Consider the following 15,961-nt stretch of genomic DNA (forward strand, 5'->3'; position numbering starts at 1 on the left):
AAAGCACGGGCATAGGGAAATGCCACCAACATAAATTCGACAGAGATCGAATCATTTTGAGTTAGGTTTTTAAAAATTATTCTGCGATAAGAAAATGAAAAAGGAAAATTTATTAAATATCGCAGAATTAATATGACTTGCTGTGAGAATTGGAGATAACAATGGCTGAAACACTATCACTGGCAAAAAACGAACTGGTTGAACGAGCCAGTGAAGCAATGAAACAGCACCTCAGCACCCCCGAGTGGTCTCTGAGAGAAAAGCTTGCGCTGACTTGCCGAATTTTATTTAACGATGGTCACGACTCCGGCCTGGCTGGGCAAATTACCGCCCGAGCGGAAAAACCCGGTACTTATTACACCCAACGCCTGGGCCTCGGCTTCGATGAAATTACCTCATCCAACTTATTGGAAGTCAACGAAGACCTCGAAGTACTGTCCGGAGAGGGCATGGCCAATCCGGCCAACCGCTTTCACTCCTGGATCTACCGGGCGCGCCCCGATGTGAACTGCATCGTGCATACCCACCCCATGCACGTATGTGCACTTTCCATGCTGGAGCGCCCGCTAAAGATTTCCCATATGGACGCCTGCATGTTGTATGAGGATATTGCCTTCCTCAAAGACTGGCCGGGTGTACCCGTGGGTAACAGCGAGGGCGAGCTGATTTCCGCCGCTATTGGGGACAAGCGCGCAATCCTACTGGGACACCACGGCCTGATTATGGCCTGTCGCTCTGTAGAGGAAGCCTGTGTAATGGCGGTTCAGTGCGAGCGCGCTGCCAAACTGCAAATATTGGCTGAATCAGCCGGCACCATCCAGGATATTGATCCCGAACTGGGCCGCGAAGCCCACGACTGGATTCTCCAGGAAAAACGCACGCAAGCGACTTTTGCTTACTTTGTGCGCCGCATGCAGAGAAAAGGTTATGGCGGCGGGGACGACCCATTAAGTTAAGTGCTTTTGTGCAATGGGCTAAAGCCCATTGCACTGCCGGCTGCCGCAATAATTGCAGCTTGGCTTTAACAACCGGAACGCCTCCCCTCCATTTCTCTCTGGTATTCGTTCAAGCTCCCACCCTCCTGTATAATCCCGCTCCATCATGCAGGGCTGGCGGTGAAGTCTCTTTTCCCCAGCCAGACGAGTTACGTGCGGCTACCATTTGTGGCGGAAGCGGAGGGCGTTAGCCCAGCCTTGGCCGGAATCGGCTAGAAACAAAAAACTCGTTAAAAATCATATAGATAAATGACTTAAAGGGCTCTATTTGCTATGGCTAGTTACTCCACTAACGAATTCAAGGGCGGCCTCAAGGTGATGCTGGACGGCGACCCCTGCTCAATCGTGGAAAACGAATTCGTCAAACCTGGTAAGGGCCAGGCGTTCAACCGCGTGAAGCTTCGCAACCTGAAAACCGGTCGCGTATGGGAACGCACCTTCCGCTCCGGTGAAAGCCTGGAAGCGGCGGACGTGATGGATCGCGAAATGGAATACTTGTACAACGATGGCGAGTTTTACCATTTCATGGAGCCCGAGACTTTTGAACAGCACCAAGCCAGCAGCGATGCTGTGGGCGATGCTTCAAAATGGCTCAAAGAACAGGATATCTGCACTGTAACCCTGTACAACGGCTCTCCGCTGGCAGTTACTCCACCCAACCACGTAATCCTGGAAATTACCGATACCGATCCGGGCCTGCGCGGAGACACCGCCCAGGGCGGCACCAAGCCGGCCACTTTGGCTACCGGCGCCGTTGTGAAGGTTCCTCTGTTCCTGGAAATCGGTGAAACCATCAAGGTAGACACCCGCACCGCCGAATACCTGGGCCGTGCCAAGGAAGACTAAGTACCTCCTCCCCTCGAGCGGCCTACGGCCGCTCATCTCCAGAGCTACCTCCCATGAGCACAGATACCTGGCGCCCCACCGCCACTATTGCAGCCCTGCGCCAACGCGCTGCGCTACTCGCTGAAATACGCATATTTTTTGCTGAACGAAACGTTGTGGAAGCCGAAGTTCCGGTGCTATCCCAGCGCGCCACCAGCGACCCCCATATCGAGTCCATCACCACCGAATGCCGGGGCGAAAGCGCCTACCTGGCCACCAGCCCGGAATTTGGTTTAAAGCGTTTACTCGCCGCAGGACTCGGAGATTGCTATTACTTGGGCAAGGCTTTTCGCCAGGGCGAATCCGGCGGTCGACACAACCCCGAATTCACCATGTTGGAGTGGTACCGCTGCGGTTGGGACGATCACCAACTGATGGAAGAGGTCGCCAAGCTGCTCTGCGGTATTTTGGCGACGGACCAGGTCCAGTCCCTCAGTTACCGGGAATTGTTTTTACAAGAGCTGCAACTGGACCCCCACAGTGCCAGCGAAGCCGAGCTGATTTCCTGCGTTAAGCGGGAAATGGAATTGTCTTTTGTACCCCGTGAACGCAGTGAGTGCCTGGACCTGCTGATGAGCCACCGCCTGGAAGCCACCATGAGTGAGGGCATCACCCTGCTCTACGACTTCCCCGCAGAGCAAGCGGCACTGGCAAAAGTGGTGGAGGACGAACAGGGGACTCCTGTCGCCAGGCGCTTCGAAGCCTATGTGGGTGGATTGGAACTGGCCAATGGCTATTGGGAGCTGACCGACAGCGCGGAACAGCAGCGCCGCTTTGAAAAGGATCTGGAATACCGCCGTGCTAACCAGCGCCCTGTACACCCCTTTGAAGAGCGCCTGGCTGCGGCCCTGGATCAAGGCATGCCCGAGTGCGCAGGGGTCGCGCTGGGAGTCGACCGACTGCTGATGTTAAAAGCCGGTTACCAATCGATTGATGAAGTTATCGCCTTCCCTTTCAGTCGGGCTTAGCGGCCGCCGGCGCCGGAGTGTATTGATAGCGGGCAACTTCGCCAACTGCAAAAAAGCCACTATCGAGCAGTAGCTGCTGGCGATCCGCCGGCACTAAAGCTACAAGATTTTTATGGTGGCTGCCCTGGGCAGCTGTTAGCAGATGCTTGAACAGGGCCCGGCCAATCCCGCGCTCCCGATAGTCCGGAAGCGTCACCAAGTCATAGAGTCCCAATGCATCCGCTGCCGCAAACAAGCAACCGGCAGCCACCGGCACACCATCCAGGCTAGCGAGAAATAATTTCAGTCGCCCGCGCCGCTGCTCGGGGATTTCCTGCAGGCCCTGATAGAAGTGCGCCAACTGTGCCCCCTCCAGCTCCCCTGCCGCCGCTGCCTGCACCGCGCCGTAATCAGGCAAGGCCTCCTTTTTCACCGCACTAATAGTCAGCTGTTCCACTACCGGAACCTCGGCAACGCTGAGTCGGGGTATCTCGGCGGCCATAGCCACCAGGGACTGGCGCCGCTTTAGCCCAAGCGCATCCAAAGCGTCATTGTCCAGGGGTTTGGTGGCACTGTGCCAAAGGGTGAAGGGGCTGTGCCGCTCGGCAAAATAATCCAGCGCAAAACGCTGAATAATGCGCGGCGGCATTACCATATTGGAAATCACCTGATTGAGCCCAATGGAAGGCAGGCCGCTATCACTGCGGACAATACCTGTAATTTCCTTGGTGCAATCTGGAGTTACCAGGCTCGCGCGGTAATCCGCATAAGCCTCCAAATTTCGGCAGGTAAGATTTTTAGCGCTGAGACTATATTTCATGGGTCAAAGGATAGTGCCAAGAACAGTGCCGTTGCATCATTTCCCCAGTGATCCCAGCCCCGCAGCCGGTGTTCGCTACGGGGCGGCAAGCCCTACTTCTGAACTTGCGACAGGGCACACTGATCCATGGATAATGCCGGTTCAGCACAGGTAGCTGCCCCGACAACTTTTGCCGGCACTCCGGCCACTAACACCTTTGCCGGTACCGTTTTAAGAACCACGCTTCCGGAAGCAATCTGGGCGCACTCGCCAATTTCAATATTGCCCAGCACCTTGCTGCCCGCACCGATTAAAACCCCGTGGCGGATTTTCGGGTGGCGGTCCCCGCTCTCTTTGCCAGTGCCGCCCAGTGTAACGGACTGCATGATGGAAACATTGTTTTCCACCACCGCGGTCTCGCCTATAACGATACCGGTCGCGTGATCCAGCAATATACCGTCACCCATACGCGCAGCCGGGTGGATATCCACACTGAATACGACAGAGACACGGTGCTGTAAGAACATAGCCAGGGAGCGGCGCTGCTGCTGCCACAGCCAGTGGGCCACACGGTGAACCTGCAAGGCGTGGAAGCCCTTAAAGTACAGGAAGGGATCGTGCAGGGAGTGGCAGGCGGAATCCCGCAGGTAAATAGCGTTCAAATCCGCTCGCGCCGCATGCCCTATGGAAGGGTCAGCTTCTAGTGCTTCATCGATAACCTCGCGAATTAACAGCGCCGGTGCCACCGCATTGTCCAGCTTGTTGGCCAGGTGAAAGCTGAGCGCCGCCTCCAGGGAATTGTGGTTCAGGATCGTCGCGTGTAGAAAGCTGGCCAGGATCGGCTCCCGCTCTACCTGCTGCGCCACCTCTATACGAATCTTCTCCCAGATCAGATCCGCCTCAGCCTCGGTGCATGTCGCATCCATTATTGCTTTCTCCATGTTACACAGCCCCCAGGGTCAACGGGGGCTCCAGCAGCGCAGACTGCTGCTCACGCAATGCCAGTATATGCTCTGCCCAGTAACGGGCAGTATTAAACCAGGGAAACGCCTGGGGAAAAGCCGGGTCCTGCCAGCGTCGCGCTAACCAGGCGGCGTGATGCATTTGCCGCAGGCAGCGCAGAGGCTCCACCAGCTGCAACTGCTGGGGGTCAAAACTATAGAAGGTTTCATAGCCTTCCAACACTGCATCCAGGTAAGCGGTTTGCTCTGCGCGATTGCCGGAAATCAACATCCAGATATCCTGGATCGCCGGCCCCATCAGGCAGTCGTCCAAGTCCACAAACCAGGGAGTCTCATCCCGCCACAGGAAGTTGCCACTGTGACAATCACCGTGCAAGCGCAGCATATCCCAGTCCCGCTCAAACAGCGGGGCTATCTGTTCGATAATGTGGCCCGTGACGGAAGCGTAGGCCTCGCGGTTCTCACGTGGCAGGAAATCTCCATTCAGGATAAATTCCCGGCTATCAATTGCGAATCGCTGCAAAGTGAGGGATGGGCGATAGCTGAAAGGTTTGGCGCTGCCGGCCGCATGAATACGACCCAACATGGTCCCCACCTGCTCCAGGTGATCAAAGTTATCCAGCTCTAACTGGCGACCGCCCCGTCGGGGGAAAAGCGCAAAACGGAATCCAGCGGACTCCATCAGGGTGCTCCCATCAAACTGGATCGGCGCCACCACGGGAATTTCGGCTTCTGCCAGCTCCAGGGTGAACTGGTGCTCCTCCATTATCTGCTCGTCACTCCAGCGCCCCGGGCGATAGAACTTGGCAATCAACGGCTCGGCATCCTCAATACCCACCTGATAGACGCGGTTTTCATAACTGTTTAGAGGGAAAATACGCGCATCAGAAATCAGTCCGGTAGTCTCGACACAGTCGATCACCACGTCCGGCGTGAGGGCTTCATAGGGATGATGATTCGAGGTCATAGTGGGTACCAACTGGATTGCAGCTGGCTATGCTAACGCGGTCGCGGGGGCGGGGACAAACTGAGAAATGTGCCGCAAGCTAAAGCAGCCAACTCAAGGGGATTTCACGCAGGATAGGAGCGGTGACACCATCCAATGCCAACCGCACAAAAAACTGCCTTAGTCGCCATTTGCCCGCTGTTGCTGCAATAGTCGAACCATCTGGTCACGACCAAAGACTTCGGCAAAATCCTCTGCGGAGTGGCCGGCCTTATTCACCTGTTGCGAATCGCAATCCTGCTTTAGCAGGGTTCGTGCAAGGGCAAACTCACCGCGAAAAATCGCTGCCATCAGCGCAGTATTGCCACGGCGATCCTGGGCACAGGCATCTGCACCTCTCTGCAACAGGTAGTCCACAGCTTCCCCGTTGCCGTTGTAAGTGGCAATCATCAGTGCTGTGTAACCTTTCGGGTTGCGTACATCCAGGGGGAAACCCGCTTGCGAAAATTCACGCAGCACCTCGGTATCACCAATCCTGGCTGCGGCAAAATAATACTGAGAGAGTTCGGTAAAATCAGATTCCGTTTTTTCCCGCTCCCCTGCCTGAACCCCCAGGGTGAGAAAGAGTAGTGCGAATAAAAATGATCTCATAATTTCACCTGTATAAATTTAGCGGGCGACCTCTGTCGCCCGCACTTGGGTAAAAATTACCGGGCCAGTTTTTTTACGCGATCCAGATCGCCACCAACCGCTTTGGTTAAGCGTTGTCCGTAGTCCTTGTCCGCTTGGTAGAAGTGGCTCAGCATAATGTGCTTAGTGTTTTCATCACTCACTTTACCCAGATCACCAGCGAGGTTTTCAATCAGGTTCTGGCGCTCTTCAGGACTCAGGCTGCGGTAGAAAGCACCCGCCTGGGCAAAAGGCAGTTTCTTTTCAATAGCCTTTTGCTGGGTGCTGCCATTGAGCGCCTTGTTGCTATAAAGACCTTTGGGGTCCTCGGTGCGCGCATCGATACGGCTCGGCTGATAGTTCACATCTGAAGTCTGTTGGCCGTAATTACCCGCCCCATCCTGGTTCCAGTTATTTACGGCAACACGGGGACGGTTGATAGGCAATTGCTGGTGGTTAGCCCCCAGGCGATACATTTGCGTATCGGAGTATGAGAATACGCGGCCCTGTAACAAGCGATCTTCCGAAGGCTCAATACCCGGAACAATATTGGCTGGCGCAAACGCGGATTGCTCAGTTTCCTGGAAGAAATTAGTGGGCACACGGTTAAGTGTCATGGTGCCCACTTTGGTTTCCTTCACGTCCAACCACATTTTGGTGGCGTCCAGGGGGTTGTAATTAAAGCTGTTAAGCTGGGAGGGCTTCAGAACTTTAATAAACAGATCCCATTGGGGGTACTCGCCTTTTTCAATCGCGGTATACATGTCGCGAGTTGCGTGACTGAAGTCCTTGCTCTGAATTTCTGCTGCCTCTTCCGCAGTCAGGTTCTTGATACCCTGACGGGTTTTCCAGTGGAATTTCACATAGTTCACTTCACCCTTGTCATTGATAAATTTATAGGCGTGAACACCCCAGCCATCCATCTGGCGCAAGTTAGCCGGTGTACCGTAATCGGAATAGACCCAACTCAGCATATGGGTGGATTCCGGCACATGGCTAAAGAAATCAAAGAAACGGTTGGGGTCCTGTTGATTAGTCACCGGGGAGGGCTTCAGGGAGTGAACCATATCCGGGAATTTAATCGCATCCCGGATAAAAAATACCGGCAGGTTGTTACCCACTAAATCCCAGTTGCCTTCTTCCGAATAAAACTTGGTGGCAAATCCACGGGGATCGCGCAGGGTTTCCGGGGAACCTTTTGAGTGGATTACTGTTGAAAAACGCACAAACACTGGCGTTTTACTACCGCGCTCAAACACCGCTGCGCGGGTTAAATCACTGAGGTCAGCCGTCGCAACAAATTCACCGTGAACACCAGTTCCTCGGGCATGAACTACACGCTCGGGAATACGTTCACGGGCAAAACGCTGCAATTTTTGAATCAATTGAACATCTTGCAGCAAATTACCGCCATTTTCTCCGGCGGTTTGTGCGTTCTGGTTGTCTCCGACAGGGGCGCCATTATCGCGAGTCAATGTCTCTGCATTGGCACCGCCTATCAGACCGATAGTTAATGCAAATAAGGGTAAGTATTTCATGGGATTATTTATCTCTACTGCCATCTCTATTACAGGAGTAGAGCTTATAGGGGGGAACAATAAGCGGGAAATTAGACCTTGTTATCGCTCTTATAGCAGGGATCAATAACGGTGAGTCAGAAAGAGCAATTCAGATTTTTTAGCAAGTCAAAATAAAGTAAATGCTCAATCAGATTTTTTTCGCCTGGGCATAAGGTACCAAAGCACAGCGGCAATCAAAAAAAGTGCGGGAATATCTCCCATCAAATTGATTCGCTCTGTTTTATCCACCAATGCCTGCACCAACATAATAACGGCGTGTACAAGACTGGACCATATAGTGAACCAAATTAAACTGGCATTTGCGGCGGGATTTTTTGCAGCGCGTATTAAAAACACCCCCAAGGTGACATAAATACCGATGATCATTTGCTCGTATTCTGGCTGCCGCGGAGTCCAGCCCCACCCTTCCGGCCAAATCCACATCATCATCGGGTAAATCGCCAGAATAAAAAGCACTCCTACAACGACCAGCGCTATTGGCAGGTATTTTGCTCGAGCTGCCTCGTTCATAAATTACTCCCAAATCTCGATCGACTTATTCCTGTAAGTCCCCCGGTAAATGACACACCACTTCCAGGTTATGCCCATCGGGATCAAGCACGTAGGCGGCGTAATAATCCGGGTGATATTGTTCGTAGACAGCCGGTGCGCCATTGTCTTTACCCCCGGCCTCCAGGGCCAAGCGATAGAACTCCCTGACCACCTGCCGCTCTTCAGCGCGAAAGGCGATATGCAATTGTGGAGTGGTACTGGTCCCGCCACGAATCCAGAGTTCCGCTTTATCTGCCCAACCAAAGCCCGCCCAATCGTCAAACTCCATCACCAACTGGTATCCCAGTGGCATCAGTGCCTGCTGATAGAAGTCCTTACTGCGTTCATAGCTGTGCACATAAAGGCGAATATGATCAAGCATCGTATAAACCTCGGGAGGGAAGTGGATACTTCTGCAAGATAGCCTAGAGAGGGGGGCAGCGCCGACTTTTAAACGTACGAGACAAAGAGGAGGTTGTGGCAGGTGCTTCACTTCATGCAATCATACCCGCCACTGCAAGGTTGGGATTAGGGGGAGATATACCAGTGATAAATACCGTAAGAAGCGACGCCCAGACCAAAGAACAGCTGCCCCACCAACAAAACCCTGAAAGCAAAAGTGTAACGGGCCAAGTCACCTCGGCGAATGGCATCGTTGGAAAAAATTCTCGCTTCCTCCGGGAATCCCATTTCCAGGGTTTTCAGTGCCGGAACTGCAAGCTTGAGAAGCTGGCGGCTGCGAATGTCCATCAGCCAAAATACAGTGACCAGTATGACCACAAACCCTCCCAGCAACGCCAGGATTAGAGGGTGGAAGTCTTTCTCCATGGCAGTGAAAATCCCGCCCTCAACAAACATGGTTAACACAACAAAAAAATTAAAAACCTTGAGACGCTGATCGGCAGCGAAGCGGTAGTGATCGCAGAGGTACTGTCCCTGTTCCAAACGGAATCTCCTTAGCTGTAAATACCCTTAAAACATTATCCGGAGTTAGCGGATTACTAACTTTGCAAAGCAGCAGGCATTTACTTGTCTATTTAGCTGAAAATGGCGCAAAAACCGGGGAGGAATTTAACCTCTTGCCCCAATGAAAAGGCCGGGCTATGCCCGGCCAATAAAACCTTCACGCGCCACACCTAAGGTCAGCGATTTTCGCGGTGATCAATCAATGCGTCAACCACAGTGGGATCGGCAAGAGTGGAAACGTCTCCCAGATTGTCCAACTCATTGCAGGCAATCTTCCTCAGGATACGCCGCATGATTTTGCCGGAACGGGTTTTTGGCAGTGCTGGCGCCCATTGGATAAAGTCAGGCTTTGCAATTGGCCCTATCTCCTTGCGACAGAGTTCAATTAATTCTGCCTTAAGCTCATCACTGGGCTTATGGCCGGATTTAAGCATCACAAAGGCATAGATCCCCTGCCCCTTGATATCGTGGGGATAACCTACCACCGCTGCCTCCGCCGTATCATTGTGCAGTACCAGGGCGCTCTCGATCTCCGCTGTTCCCAGGCGGTGTCCAGAGACATTTAACACATCGTCAATGCGCCCAGTAATCCAGTAATAACCGTCACTATCGCGGCGGGCGCCATCACCGGTAAAGTAATAACCGGGGAATGCGGAAAAATAAGTATCCAGCATTCTCTGGCGATTGCCGTACACATCCCGAATCATGGAGGGCCAGCTCTTTTTAATCACCAGAGAGCCTTCACCCTCCCCTTCAATCTCCCGGCCTTCACTATCCAGCAGCGCGGGCTGGACGCCAAAGAAGGGCCGGGTTGCCGACCCGGGTTTCAGAGCCATGGCACCGGGCAGTGGAGTGATCATCTGTGCACCGGTTTCAGTCTGCCACCAGGTGTCCACAATCGGGCAGCGCTCATCGCCCACTACGCTGTAATACCACTCCCAGGCTTCCGGGTTTATGGGCTCACCCACGGTGCCTAAAAGTCGCAGGGAACTGCGCTCGGTGGCTTTTACAAACTCGTCACCAGCGCCCATCAGCGCCCGAATCGCTGTCGGCGCGGTGTAGAAAATATTGACCTGATGCTTATCCACAACCTGCCAGAAGCGTGAGGCATCCGGGAAAGTGGGCACGCCCTCAAACATCAGACTGGTGGCCCCAGCGCACAGGGGTCCATAGACGATATAGCTGTGCCCAGTGATCCAGCCCACATCGGCAGTACACCAGAAAATCTCTCCCTCGCGATAATCAAAGGTATATTTGAAAGTCATGGTGGCCATCAGCAGATAGCCGGCAGTGGTATGCAGGACTCCTTTGGGTTTACCGGTAGAGCCCGAGGTATAAAGGATAAACAGCGGGTCCTCCGCTCCCATTACTTCAGGCGCGCAGTCCGGCTCCATCTCACCTATGGATTCGCCATACCAGATATCCCGCTTGCTATCCCAGTCTACCGGTGTGCCCGTATGTTTAACCACAATAGTCGTATGCACATTAGGGCAATCCACCAGCGCTTTATCCACATTGGCTTTCAGCGGTACTCGCTTACCGCCGCGAACCGCTTCATCAGCAGTGATCACCAGGCGACAATCGGAATCGAGAATACGGTCTTTCAGGGACACCGGGGAGAAACCACCAAATACTACCGAGTGCACAGCGCCGATACGGGCACAGGCGAGCATGGCGTAGGCCGCCTCGGGGATCATCGGCATATAAATACACACCCGATCCCCCTTTTTAACTCCCCGGGATTTCAGCAGATTGGCCAAGCGACACACATTTTCGTACAGGCTCTGATAACTGATCGCCTTACTGTCAGCGGGATTATCTCCCTCCCACAGAATTGCGGTCTGCTCGCCACGGCTGGCCAGGTGCCGATCGATACAGTTCACGGTCACATTCAACTGGCCATCGGAGAACCAGGCGGTATGGCCTTTGTGCAGATCCTCCTCAAGAACCTGGGTGAACGGCTTGTCCCACTGCAAAAAGTCCTTGGCCTGTTGTGCCCAAAACGCCTCTGGGCTTTCCACCGACTGGCGGTACATTGTCTCGTAGTCTTCGGCGCTAATAAGCGCATTGGCAGCAAAACCGGGGGAGACTGGGCGGGTATGCACTTCAGACATCATCTTCTCCTTTATTATTAGCGTGGCATGGCTAGCCTAGAGAAATCTGAGTTTATTAGAGCTTTATTCTTGTCACTTTATAACATAGCCGCTGCGAAACAGTCCCCTCATCTCAAAATTAGGCATGGGCCGAGGACAATCCAACGCAGGCCCTGAAAGGTGCAAGTTAATCAGACAAGCAAACAGCAAAAGAAAGTTGATTAACAGCTCAATCACTTAGATCCAGACATCATTTTTCGCAGTTAGATCTCCACCGGCATCGCCCGTATTAACAACCCCTTTAGGCTCAATCAATAGTACTTCACATTCCTGTTCAGCTCTGGGTTTATGCTCCACACCCTTAGGTACTACCGTCATCTCACCAGGTCCAAGGGATATGACACCATCGCGAAACTCGATCTGCATATGCCCGGAAACTACAACAAACACCTCATCGGTAACGGGATGATCATGCCAGGTAAATTCACCCTGGATCTTAACCAGTTTAAACTGGTAATCATTCATCTCGGCAATCACTTTAGGGGACCAGTGCTCTGAGAACAGGTTCAATTTTTCTTTAAAATTGATAACTTTAGAATTCACTTTTATACCTACCTTTAATATGACTATATATCTGGAAAACTTATTTATCTCTGGATACTTCCAATAGTTTTCTAAGCCTGCCCACAATATTCTGGTTAAATACCTGTATACCCTCCCTCTTCAGTAGCGCAGATACAACGCCAGAACCAACTATTTTCGCACCAGAAAAACTACCATCGTAAATATAATCACTACCACATGATGGGCTATTTTCCGTAAGTACTGCGTACTTAATATTGTGCTGCAGACACAGCTGTAATGCCCGTTTAGCTCCCCGTATAAATTGCTCAGTTAAGTCTTCGTTATTTATCCCTAAAACTTTGGCTGAGCCCGCTAAAACCTCTACACCCCTACCGCCGCTAATCTCAGCCGGCACCCTGGGAACAGGCAGTCCGGCTACAACCTCTGGACATAGAGGTACTATCTCTTGAGTTTCTATAATCCAATCAAAGTGATTGTTGTGGACCTCAACATGACTACCGTTGTAACGCACAGCACACCCCAGGAGACAAGAACTCACTAATATTTTTGCCATATACACCCGCGACCAAAGTGGACACAATAGAGAACAATGTTTAAACGATGCTTAGATTACCCATATAGATTGCCCAGCAAGTAAATTAAGACAGAAAACCGGCGAACCGAGACAAATAAATCCAAACTTAGCAAACGGCCTCTATATTAACTTACAAGAGAAATAAACCATGCAGCGCTCAATCTTTATTTTGATAAGCTACCTGTTAATAATTCCTGTGGTTAATGCCAAACAACTGGCCATCACATTCGATGACGCTCCCCGCAAAGCCGACGGTTACTTTGACGGGCCCACTCGGGCCAAAACGCTCATTGAAAGCCTGGAACAGCATAAAATCGGCAAAGTAGCCTTCTTTTCCAATACCCAATCCTTCGATAAAGAAGGATTGGAACGGATGCACCGCTACGATAAGGCTGGGCATATTATTGGCAATCACACCCATAGCCATCCCAATTTTCTGGAAACAGGGCTATCCACTTATCAAGAGGATTTTTTGCAGGCCCACCAGCTGCTTCAACAATTTGACAACTTTAAACCCTATTTTCGCTTTCCCTATCTGCGCGAGGGAGAAACTGTCGAAAAACGCGATGGTATCCGGGATCTACTACAGAAAAATAACTATCAAAATGCCTATATCACCTTAAATAACTACGACTGGTATATCGAGGAACTTTTCCAAACAGCAGTGAAAGACGGAAAACCAGTTGATATGGAGAGACTCTCCAACTTTTATGTCGACGTTCTTATGGCGAGCATTAAGTACTACGACGATATGGCAATTAAATATCTCGGGCGATCCCCAAAGCACGTGATACTGTTGCATGAAATGGATATTTCAGCCCTGTTTATTGGTGATCTGGCTGAACGACTGAGGAAGGAAGGCTGGGAGATAATTCCTTTAGAGGAGGCCTATCGGGACCCCATCGCCAAATACCAACTCGCCCAACCGATTAAATATAACCCTGGCAGAATCGGCGAAATCGCTTTAGCTAAAGGACAAAAGAAAAATCTCTGGCACTACACCCTGGACGAGTCCTACCTGGAAAAGAGGTTTAATCAGGAAGTGTTATTAATGTCTGGTCAATAAGCAGCGGGGATGCTACAGGGCACAACGCCCTGTAGCGAAAAGAGTCAGGCTTCGGCTAGCTGAACCGGAATAGTATTAGTGCTGCGCTCTACCTTGTTGTTCTCATCCAGGTAGACCAGCTTGGGCTTGTGGCTATCGGCTTCGCCCTCTGTCATCTGCGCATAGGAAGCAATAATAATACGGTCACCCACCTGTACTCTGCGTGCAGCGGCGCCGTTCATGGAGATAATACCGGAACCGCGCTCGGCGAGGATCACATAGGTGTGGAAGCGCTCGCCATTGCTCACATTGTAAATATCGATTTTCTCGAATTCACGCAGACCAGCCAGTTCTACCAGGTCCTCATCAATTGCACAGGAACCGTCATACCAGAGTTCGGCCTGAGTCACTGCGGCCATGTGCAACTTGCACTTCAACATTTCAATTTGCATAGTTGGATGCCCCTCAGAGTTCCAGGGAAACATTGTCGATCAGGCGCGCTGCACTGGTGTACATAGCTCCCAGGATCGTGATTTCTTTATCGTCATCTGCCGCTGGCTGTAAATCCTTGCTGTAACAGATGGAGAAGTAGTCAACTCGAAAGCCACTCTCTTCAATTCTCTTGCGCGCCTCTGTCTCGAGGTCGGCGAAATCCCGGCGTCCAGCCACAATTTCATCCTTAGCCCAGTTAAGTGACTGGTTGAGCACGGCAACCTTCGGTCGCTCTTCCGCAGTGATATAACCATTGCGGGAGCTCAATGCCAAGCCATCTTCCTCACGGTGCACCGGCGCCGCCACAATTTCCACCGGCATACACAGGTCTTCCACCATACGGCGAATCACTGCTAACTGCTGGAAATCCTTAATCCCGAAAATAGCCTTATCCGGCTGCACAATGTTGAAAAGCTTCGACACTACGGTGGTGACCCCTTCAAAGTGACCCGGTCGGCTGGCGCCGCACAGGACATCGGTCATTGCCGGACAAACCACGCGGGTCTGCTGGTCCATGCCATTGGGGTAAATTTCACTCTCATCCGGATGAAACAGGAAGTCACAGTCCGCTTCGCGCAGCCTGGCCATATCCCGCTCCATAGTGCGCGGATACTTATCCCAATCCTCGTTCAAACCGAACTGCAGTCGGTTGACGAAGATGGATACCACAACCAGATCGCAGTGTTGCTGGGCGATTTTGACCAGCTCTATATGGGCATCGTGCAAATTGCCCATGGTTGGCACAAAACCGACGGTCTTGCCGTCTTTGCGGGCCTGGGCCAGCGCCTCGCGCAGACTTGCTACGTGGTGGAAGACTTGCATCTTGCTACCGCTCACTATGAATCAGCGCGGCATCATACTCGCTGAGACCAGGTGTCTCAACATAGCAAAATTGCCGTTCTCTATAAGGTTTCGCCGCAGAATCCCGCCTGTGGCCCCACCAGCCAGTCACCGCCAAAACCTGAACTACTGGTCACCAGAAGCATTATCGGCTGCCGCCGAATTTTAACGCATTCAGTTCAGGAAGTGTTCAGACCCGCCAAGGCAAACTTCACGCCAAGATACACAAAAGACCTGAATTGAAAGAAAAGAGCCCAGTGCTCGGGAGAGATGTTATGAGACACCTCACTACGGCTATCGCCACCCTAAGTCTGCTGCTGATCGCGGCACCCGCCCTGTCCGAGTCGCATCGCGGGCACCAGCGCGCCATGGACGACCACCACAAATATGGGAGAGCCGAACGCGAGCAACGCCATGTAGAGCGCAACCACAGTAAGCAGCATCAGAAGCAGGAAAAAAAGCAACGCAAACAGGAACGCAGGGAAGAACGTCAGCACCGCCGCGAAGTGCGCAATGCCTATAAAGCAGGCTATAGCAAAGGTTACGATAAAGGACATCGAAAAGGGCACAATAGCGGCCATCGTCACGAGTACCGCGCCACCTACAGGCCCCGATACCGCCATGGGTACAGTGGACACCGCCCTCACTACCGTCCCTCACACTACGGTTACGGCTACCGCTGGCGTCACCTGCCAAAAAATTTCGTCAGCATCAGTATTGGTTCTCCGGGTTTCTACTACAGCGATGGGATTTTTTACCGCCCAGCTACTTCTGGCTACGTAGTAGCACAGCCCCCCCACGGCGCTATCGTACACAGCCTGCCGGCTTCAGCGCTAACCGTAGTTGTGGGTGGACACAATTACTACGTGGCCTACGACACCTACTACCTGTGGGACCACAGCCATCGCGGCTACCGGGTTGTCCCCAGACCCGGCGTGATTTAGTACCCAATACCATCCCCCCTGCGTGCGGCCTCCGGGCCGCCTTTTTTCCAGTCTGCCTCCCTGTATTAATTGCCAATTACGGCACCCTGTCACTGCGAGCAAAAGCAC

Annotated in this window: 18 protein-coding genes; 5 read left to right on the plus strand and 13 right to left on the minus strand. The window is 52.4% G+C overall.

The window, feature by feature from the left end; translation table 11 throughout:
- Positions 1–161: 161 nt before the first annotated feature.
- From ACJJIW_RS04520 to epmA, 3 genes are all read left to right on the plus strand, one after another.
- Positions 162–956 carry an aldolase gene (locus tag ACJJIW_RS04520; RefSeq protein ID WP_444911975.1) on the plus strand — a complete coding sequence of 265 codons (795 nt, stop codon included), beginning with the start codon at positions 162–164 and terminating at the stop codon, positions 954–956.
- A 312-nt stretch (positions 957–1,268) separates the two neighbouring features.
- Positions 1,269–1,841 carry an elongation factor P gene (gene efp, locus ACJJIW_RS04525; protein ID WP_108731510.1) on the plus strand — a complete coding sequence of 191 codons (573 nt, stop codon included), beginning with the start codon at positions 1,269–1,271 and terminating at the stop codon, positions 1,839–1,841.
- Positions 1,842–1,894: 53 nt separating this feature from the next.
- Positions 1,895–2,848, plus strand: a complete 954-nt coding sequence (epmA, locus tag ACJJIW_RS04530) for an EF-P lysine aminoacylase EpmA (RefSeq protein WP_444936780.1) — start codon at positions 1,895–1,897, stop codon at positions 2,846–2,848.
- Here epmA and ACJJIW_RS04535 read toward each other — a convergent pair.
- The 11 genes from ACJJIW_RS04535 to ACJJIW_RS04585 all read right to left on the minus strand — a co-directional run bounded on the left by ACJJIW_RS04535 (position 2,835) and on the right by ACJJIW_RS04585 (position 12,511).
- Positions 2,835–3,647, minus strand: a complete 813-nt coding sequence (locus ACJJIW_RS04535; RefSeq protein WP_444936781.1) for a GNAT family N-acetyltransferase — start codon at positions 3,645–3,647, stop codon at positions 2,835–2,837. The two genes, epmA and ACJJIW_RS04535, sit on opposite strands and share 14 nt — an antisense overlap.
- 92 nt (positions 3,648–3,739) lie before the next feature.
- Positions 3,740–4,567, minus strand: coding sequence for a serine O-acetyltransferase (gene cysE / locus ACJJIW_RS04540; protein WP_444936782.1), 828 nt, complete (start codon positions 4,565–4,567; stop codon positions 3,740–3,742).
- 1 nt (position 4,568) lies between these two features.
- The gene (locus ACJJIW_RS04545) at positions 4,569–5,555 is read right to left on the minus strand and encodes an SrkA family protein kinase (protein ID WP_444936783.1); all 987 of its coding nucleotides are present in this window, start codon (positions 5,553–5,555) and stop codon (positions 4,569–4,571) included.
- Positions 5,556–5,714: 159 nt separating this feature from the next.
- Positions 5,715–6,185, minus strand: a complete 471-nt coding sequence (locus ACJJIW_RS04550) for an ankyrin repeat domain-containing protein (protein ID WP_444936784.1) — start codon at positions 6,183–6,185, stop codon at positions 5,715–5,717.
- Positions 6,186–6,241: 56 nt separating this feature from the next.
- Positions 6,242–7,741, minus strand: coding sequence for a catalase (locus ACJJIW_RS04555; protein ID WP_444936785.1), 1,500 nt, complete (start codon positions 7,739–7,741; stop codon positions 6,242–6,244).
- Between the two features lie 165 nt (positions 7,742–7,906).
- On the minus strand, positions 7,907–8,293 hold the full coding sequence (locus tag ACJJIW_RS04560; protein ID WP_444936786.1) for a DUF6632 domain-containing protein: 387 nt from the start codon (positions 8,291–8,293) through the stop codon (positions 7,907–7,909).
- 25 nt (positions 8,294–8,318) lie between these two features.
- Positions 8,319–8,696, minus strand: a complete 378-nt coding sequence (locus tag ACJJIW_RS04565) for a VOC family protein (protein WP_413664152.1) — start codon at positions 8,694–8,696, stop codon at positions 8,319–8,321.
- A gap of 146 nt (positions 8,697–8,842) precedes the next feature.
- Entirely contained in the window at positions 8,843–9,259 is a 417-nt protein-coding gene (locus ACJJIW_RS04570; RefSeq protein ID WP_444906581.1) for a hypothetical protein, read from the minus strand.
- Positions 9,260–9,456: 197 nt separating this feature from the next.
- Positions 9,457–11,394 (minus strand): acetate--CoA ligase, encoded by a 1,938-nt coding sequence (acs, locus tag ACJJIW_RS04575; RefSeq protein ID WP_444936787.1) that lies wholly within the window; start codon positions 11,392–11,394, stop codon positions 9,457–9,459.
- Positions 11,395–11,610: 216 nt separating this feature from the next.
- A complete protein-coding gene (locus ACJJIW_RS04580; RefSeq protein ID WP_282930222.1) occupies positions 11,611–11,976 on the minus strand; it encodes a cupin domain-containing protein in 366 nt (121 codons plus the stop codon).
- A gap of 40 nt (positions 11,977–12,016) precedes the next feature.
- A complete protein-coding gene (locus tag ACJJIW_RS04585) occupies positions 12,017–12,511 on the minus strand; it encodes a 2-thiouracil desulfurase family protein (RefSeq protein WP_282930223.1) in 495 nt (164 codons plus the stop codon).
- Positions 12,512–12,680: 169 nt separating this feature from the next.
- On the opposite strand from ACJJIW_RS04585, the gene ACJJIW_RS04590 reads away from it, so the two are divergent.
- Positions 12,681–13,598 (plus strand): polysaccharide deacetylase family protein, encoded by a 918-nt coding sequence (locus ACJJIW_RS04590; protein ID WP_444892622.1) that lies wholly within the window; start codon positions 12,681–12,683, stop codon positions 13,596–13,598.
- 44 nt (positions 13,599–13,642) lie between these two features.
- On the opposite strand, the gene panD is transcribed toward ACJJIW_RS04590, so the two are convergent.
- Positions 13,643–14,029, minus strand: coding sequence for an aspartate 1-decarboxylase (gene panD, locus ACJJIW_RS04595; protein ID WP_108731498.1), 387 nt, complete (start codon positions 14,027–14,029; stop codon positions 13,643–13,645).
- A 13-nt stretch (positions 14,030–14,042) separates the two neighbouring features.
- Positions 14,043–14,891, minus strand: a complete 849-nt coding sequence (gene panC, locus ACJJIW_RS04600) for a pantoate--beta-alanine ligase (protein WP_282930225.1) — start codon at positions 14,889–14,891, stop codon at positions 14,043–14,045.
- A 293-nt stretch (positions 14,892–15,184) separates the two neighbouring features.
- Here panC and ACJJIW_RS04605 point away from each other — a divergent pair, with 293 nt between their 5' ends.
- The gene (locus ACJJIW_RS04605; RefSeq protein WP_444936788.1) at positions 15,185–15,853 is read left to right on the plus strand and encodes a DUF6515 family protein; all 669 of its coding nucleotides are present in this window, start codon (positions 15,185–15,187) and stop codon (positions 15,851–15,853) included.
- Positions 15,854–15,961: the final 108 nt, after the last annotated feature.

The sequence above is a fragment of the Microbulbifer maximicatervae (SeqCode) genome, assembly GCF_052467815.1.

Excerpts from the sequence above, each read along its gene's own strand:
- ACJJIW_RS04520 (WP_444911975.1), top strand. The coding sequence starts at position 162 with ATGGCTGAAACACTATCACTGGCAAAAAACGAACTGGTTGAACGAGCC.
- efp (WP_108731510.1), top strand. The coding sequence starts at position 1,269 with ATGGCTAGTTACTCCACTAACGAATTCAAGGGCGGCCTCAAGGTGATG.
- epmA (WP_444936780.1), top strand. The coding sequence starts at position 1,895 with ATGAGCACAGATACCTGGCGCCCCACCGCCACTATTGCAGCCCTGCGC.
- ACJJIW_RS04535 (WP_444936781.1), bottom strand. The coding sequence starts at position 3,647 with ATGAAATATAGTCTCAGCGCTAAAAATCTTACCTGCCGAAATTTGGAG.
- cysE (WP_444936782.1), bottom strand. The coding sequence starts at position 4,567 with ATGGAGAAAGCAATAATGGATGCGACATGCACCGAGGCTGAGGCGGAT.
- ACJJIW_RS04545 (WP_444936783.1), bottom strand. The coding sequence starts at position 5,555 with ATGACCTCGAATCATCATCCCTATGAAGCCCTCACGCCGGACGTGGTG.
- ACJJIW_RS04550 (WP_444936784.1), bottom strand. The coding sequence starts at position 6,185 with ATGAGATCATTTTTATTCGCACTACTCTTTCTCACCCTGGGGGTTCAG.
- ACJJIW_RS04555 (WP_444936785.1), bottom strand. The coding sequence starts at position 7,741 with ATGAAATACTTACCCTTATTTGCATTAACTATCGGTCTGATAGGCGGT.
- ACJJIW_RS04560 (WP_444936786.1), bottom strand. The coding sequence starts at position 8,293 with ATGAACGAGGCAGCTCGAGCAAAATACCTGCCAATAGCGCTGGTCGTT.
- ACJJIW_RS04565 (WP_413664152.1), bottom strand. The coding sequence starts at position 8,696 with ATGCTTGATCATATTCGCCTTTATGTGCACAGCTATGAACGCAGTAAG.
- acs (WP_444936787.1), bottom strand. The coding sequence starts at position 11,394 with ATGTCTGAAGTGCATACCCGCCCAGTCTCCCCCGGTTTTGCTGCCAAT.
- ACJJIW_RS04585 (WP_282930223.1), bottom strand. The coding sequence starts at position 12,511 with ATGGCAAAAATATTAGTGAGTTCTTGTCTCCTGGGGTGTGCTGTGCGT.
- ACJJIW_RS04590 (WP_444892622.1), top strand. The coding sequence starts at position 12,681 with ATGCAGCGCTCAATCTTTATTTTGATAAGCTACCTGTTAATAATTCCT.
- panD (WP_108731498.1), bottom strand. The coding sequence starts at position 14,029 with ATGCAAATTGAAATGTTGAAGTGCAAGTTGCACATGGCCGCAGTGACT.
- panC (WP_282930225.1), bottom strand. The coding sequence starts at position 14,891 with ATGCAAGTCTTCCACCACGTAGCAAGTCTGCGCGAGGCGCTGGCCCAG.
- ACJJIW_RS04605 (WP_444936788.1), top strand. The coding sequence starts at position 15,185 with ATGAGACACCTCACTACGGCTATCGCCACCCTAAGTCTGCTGCTGATC.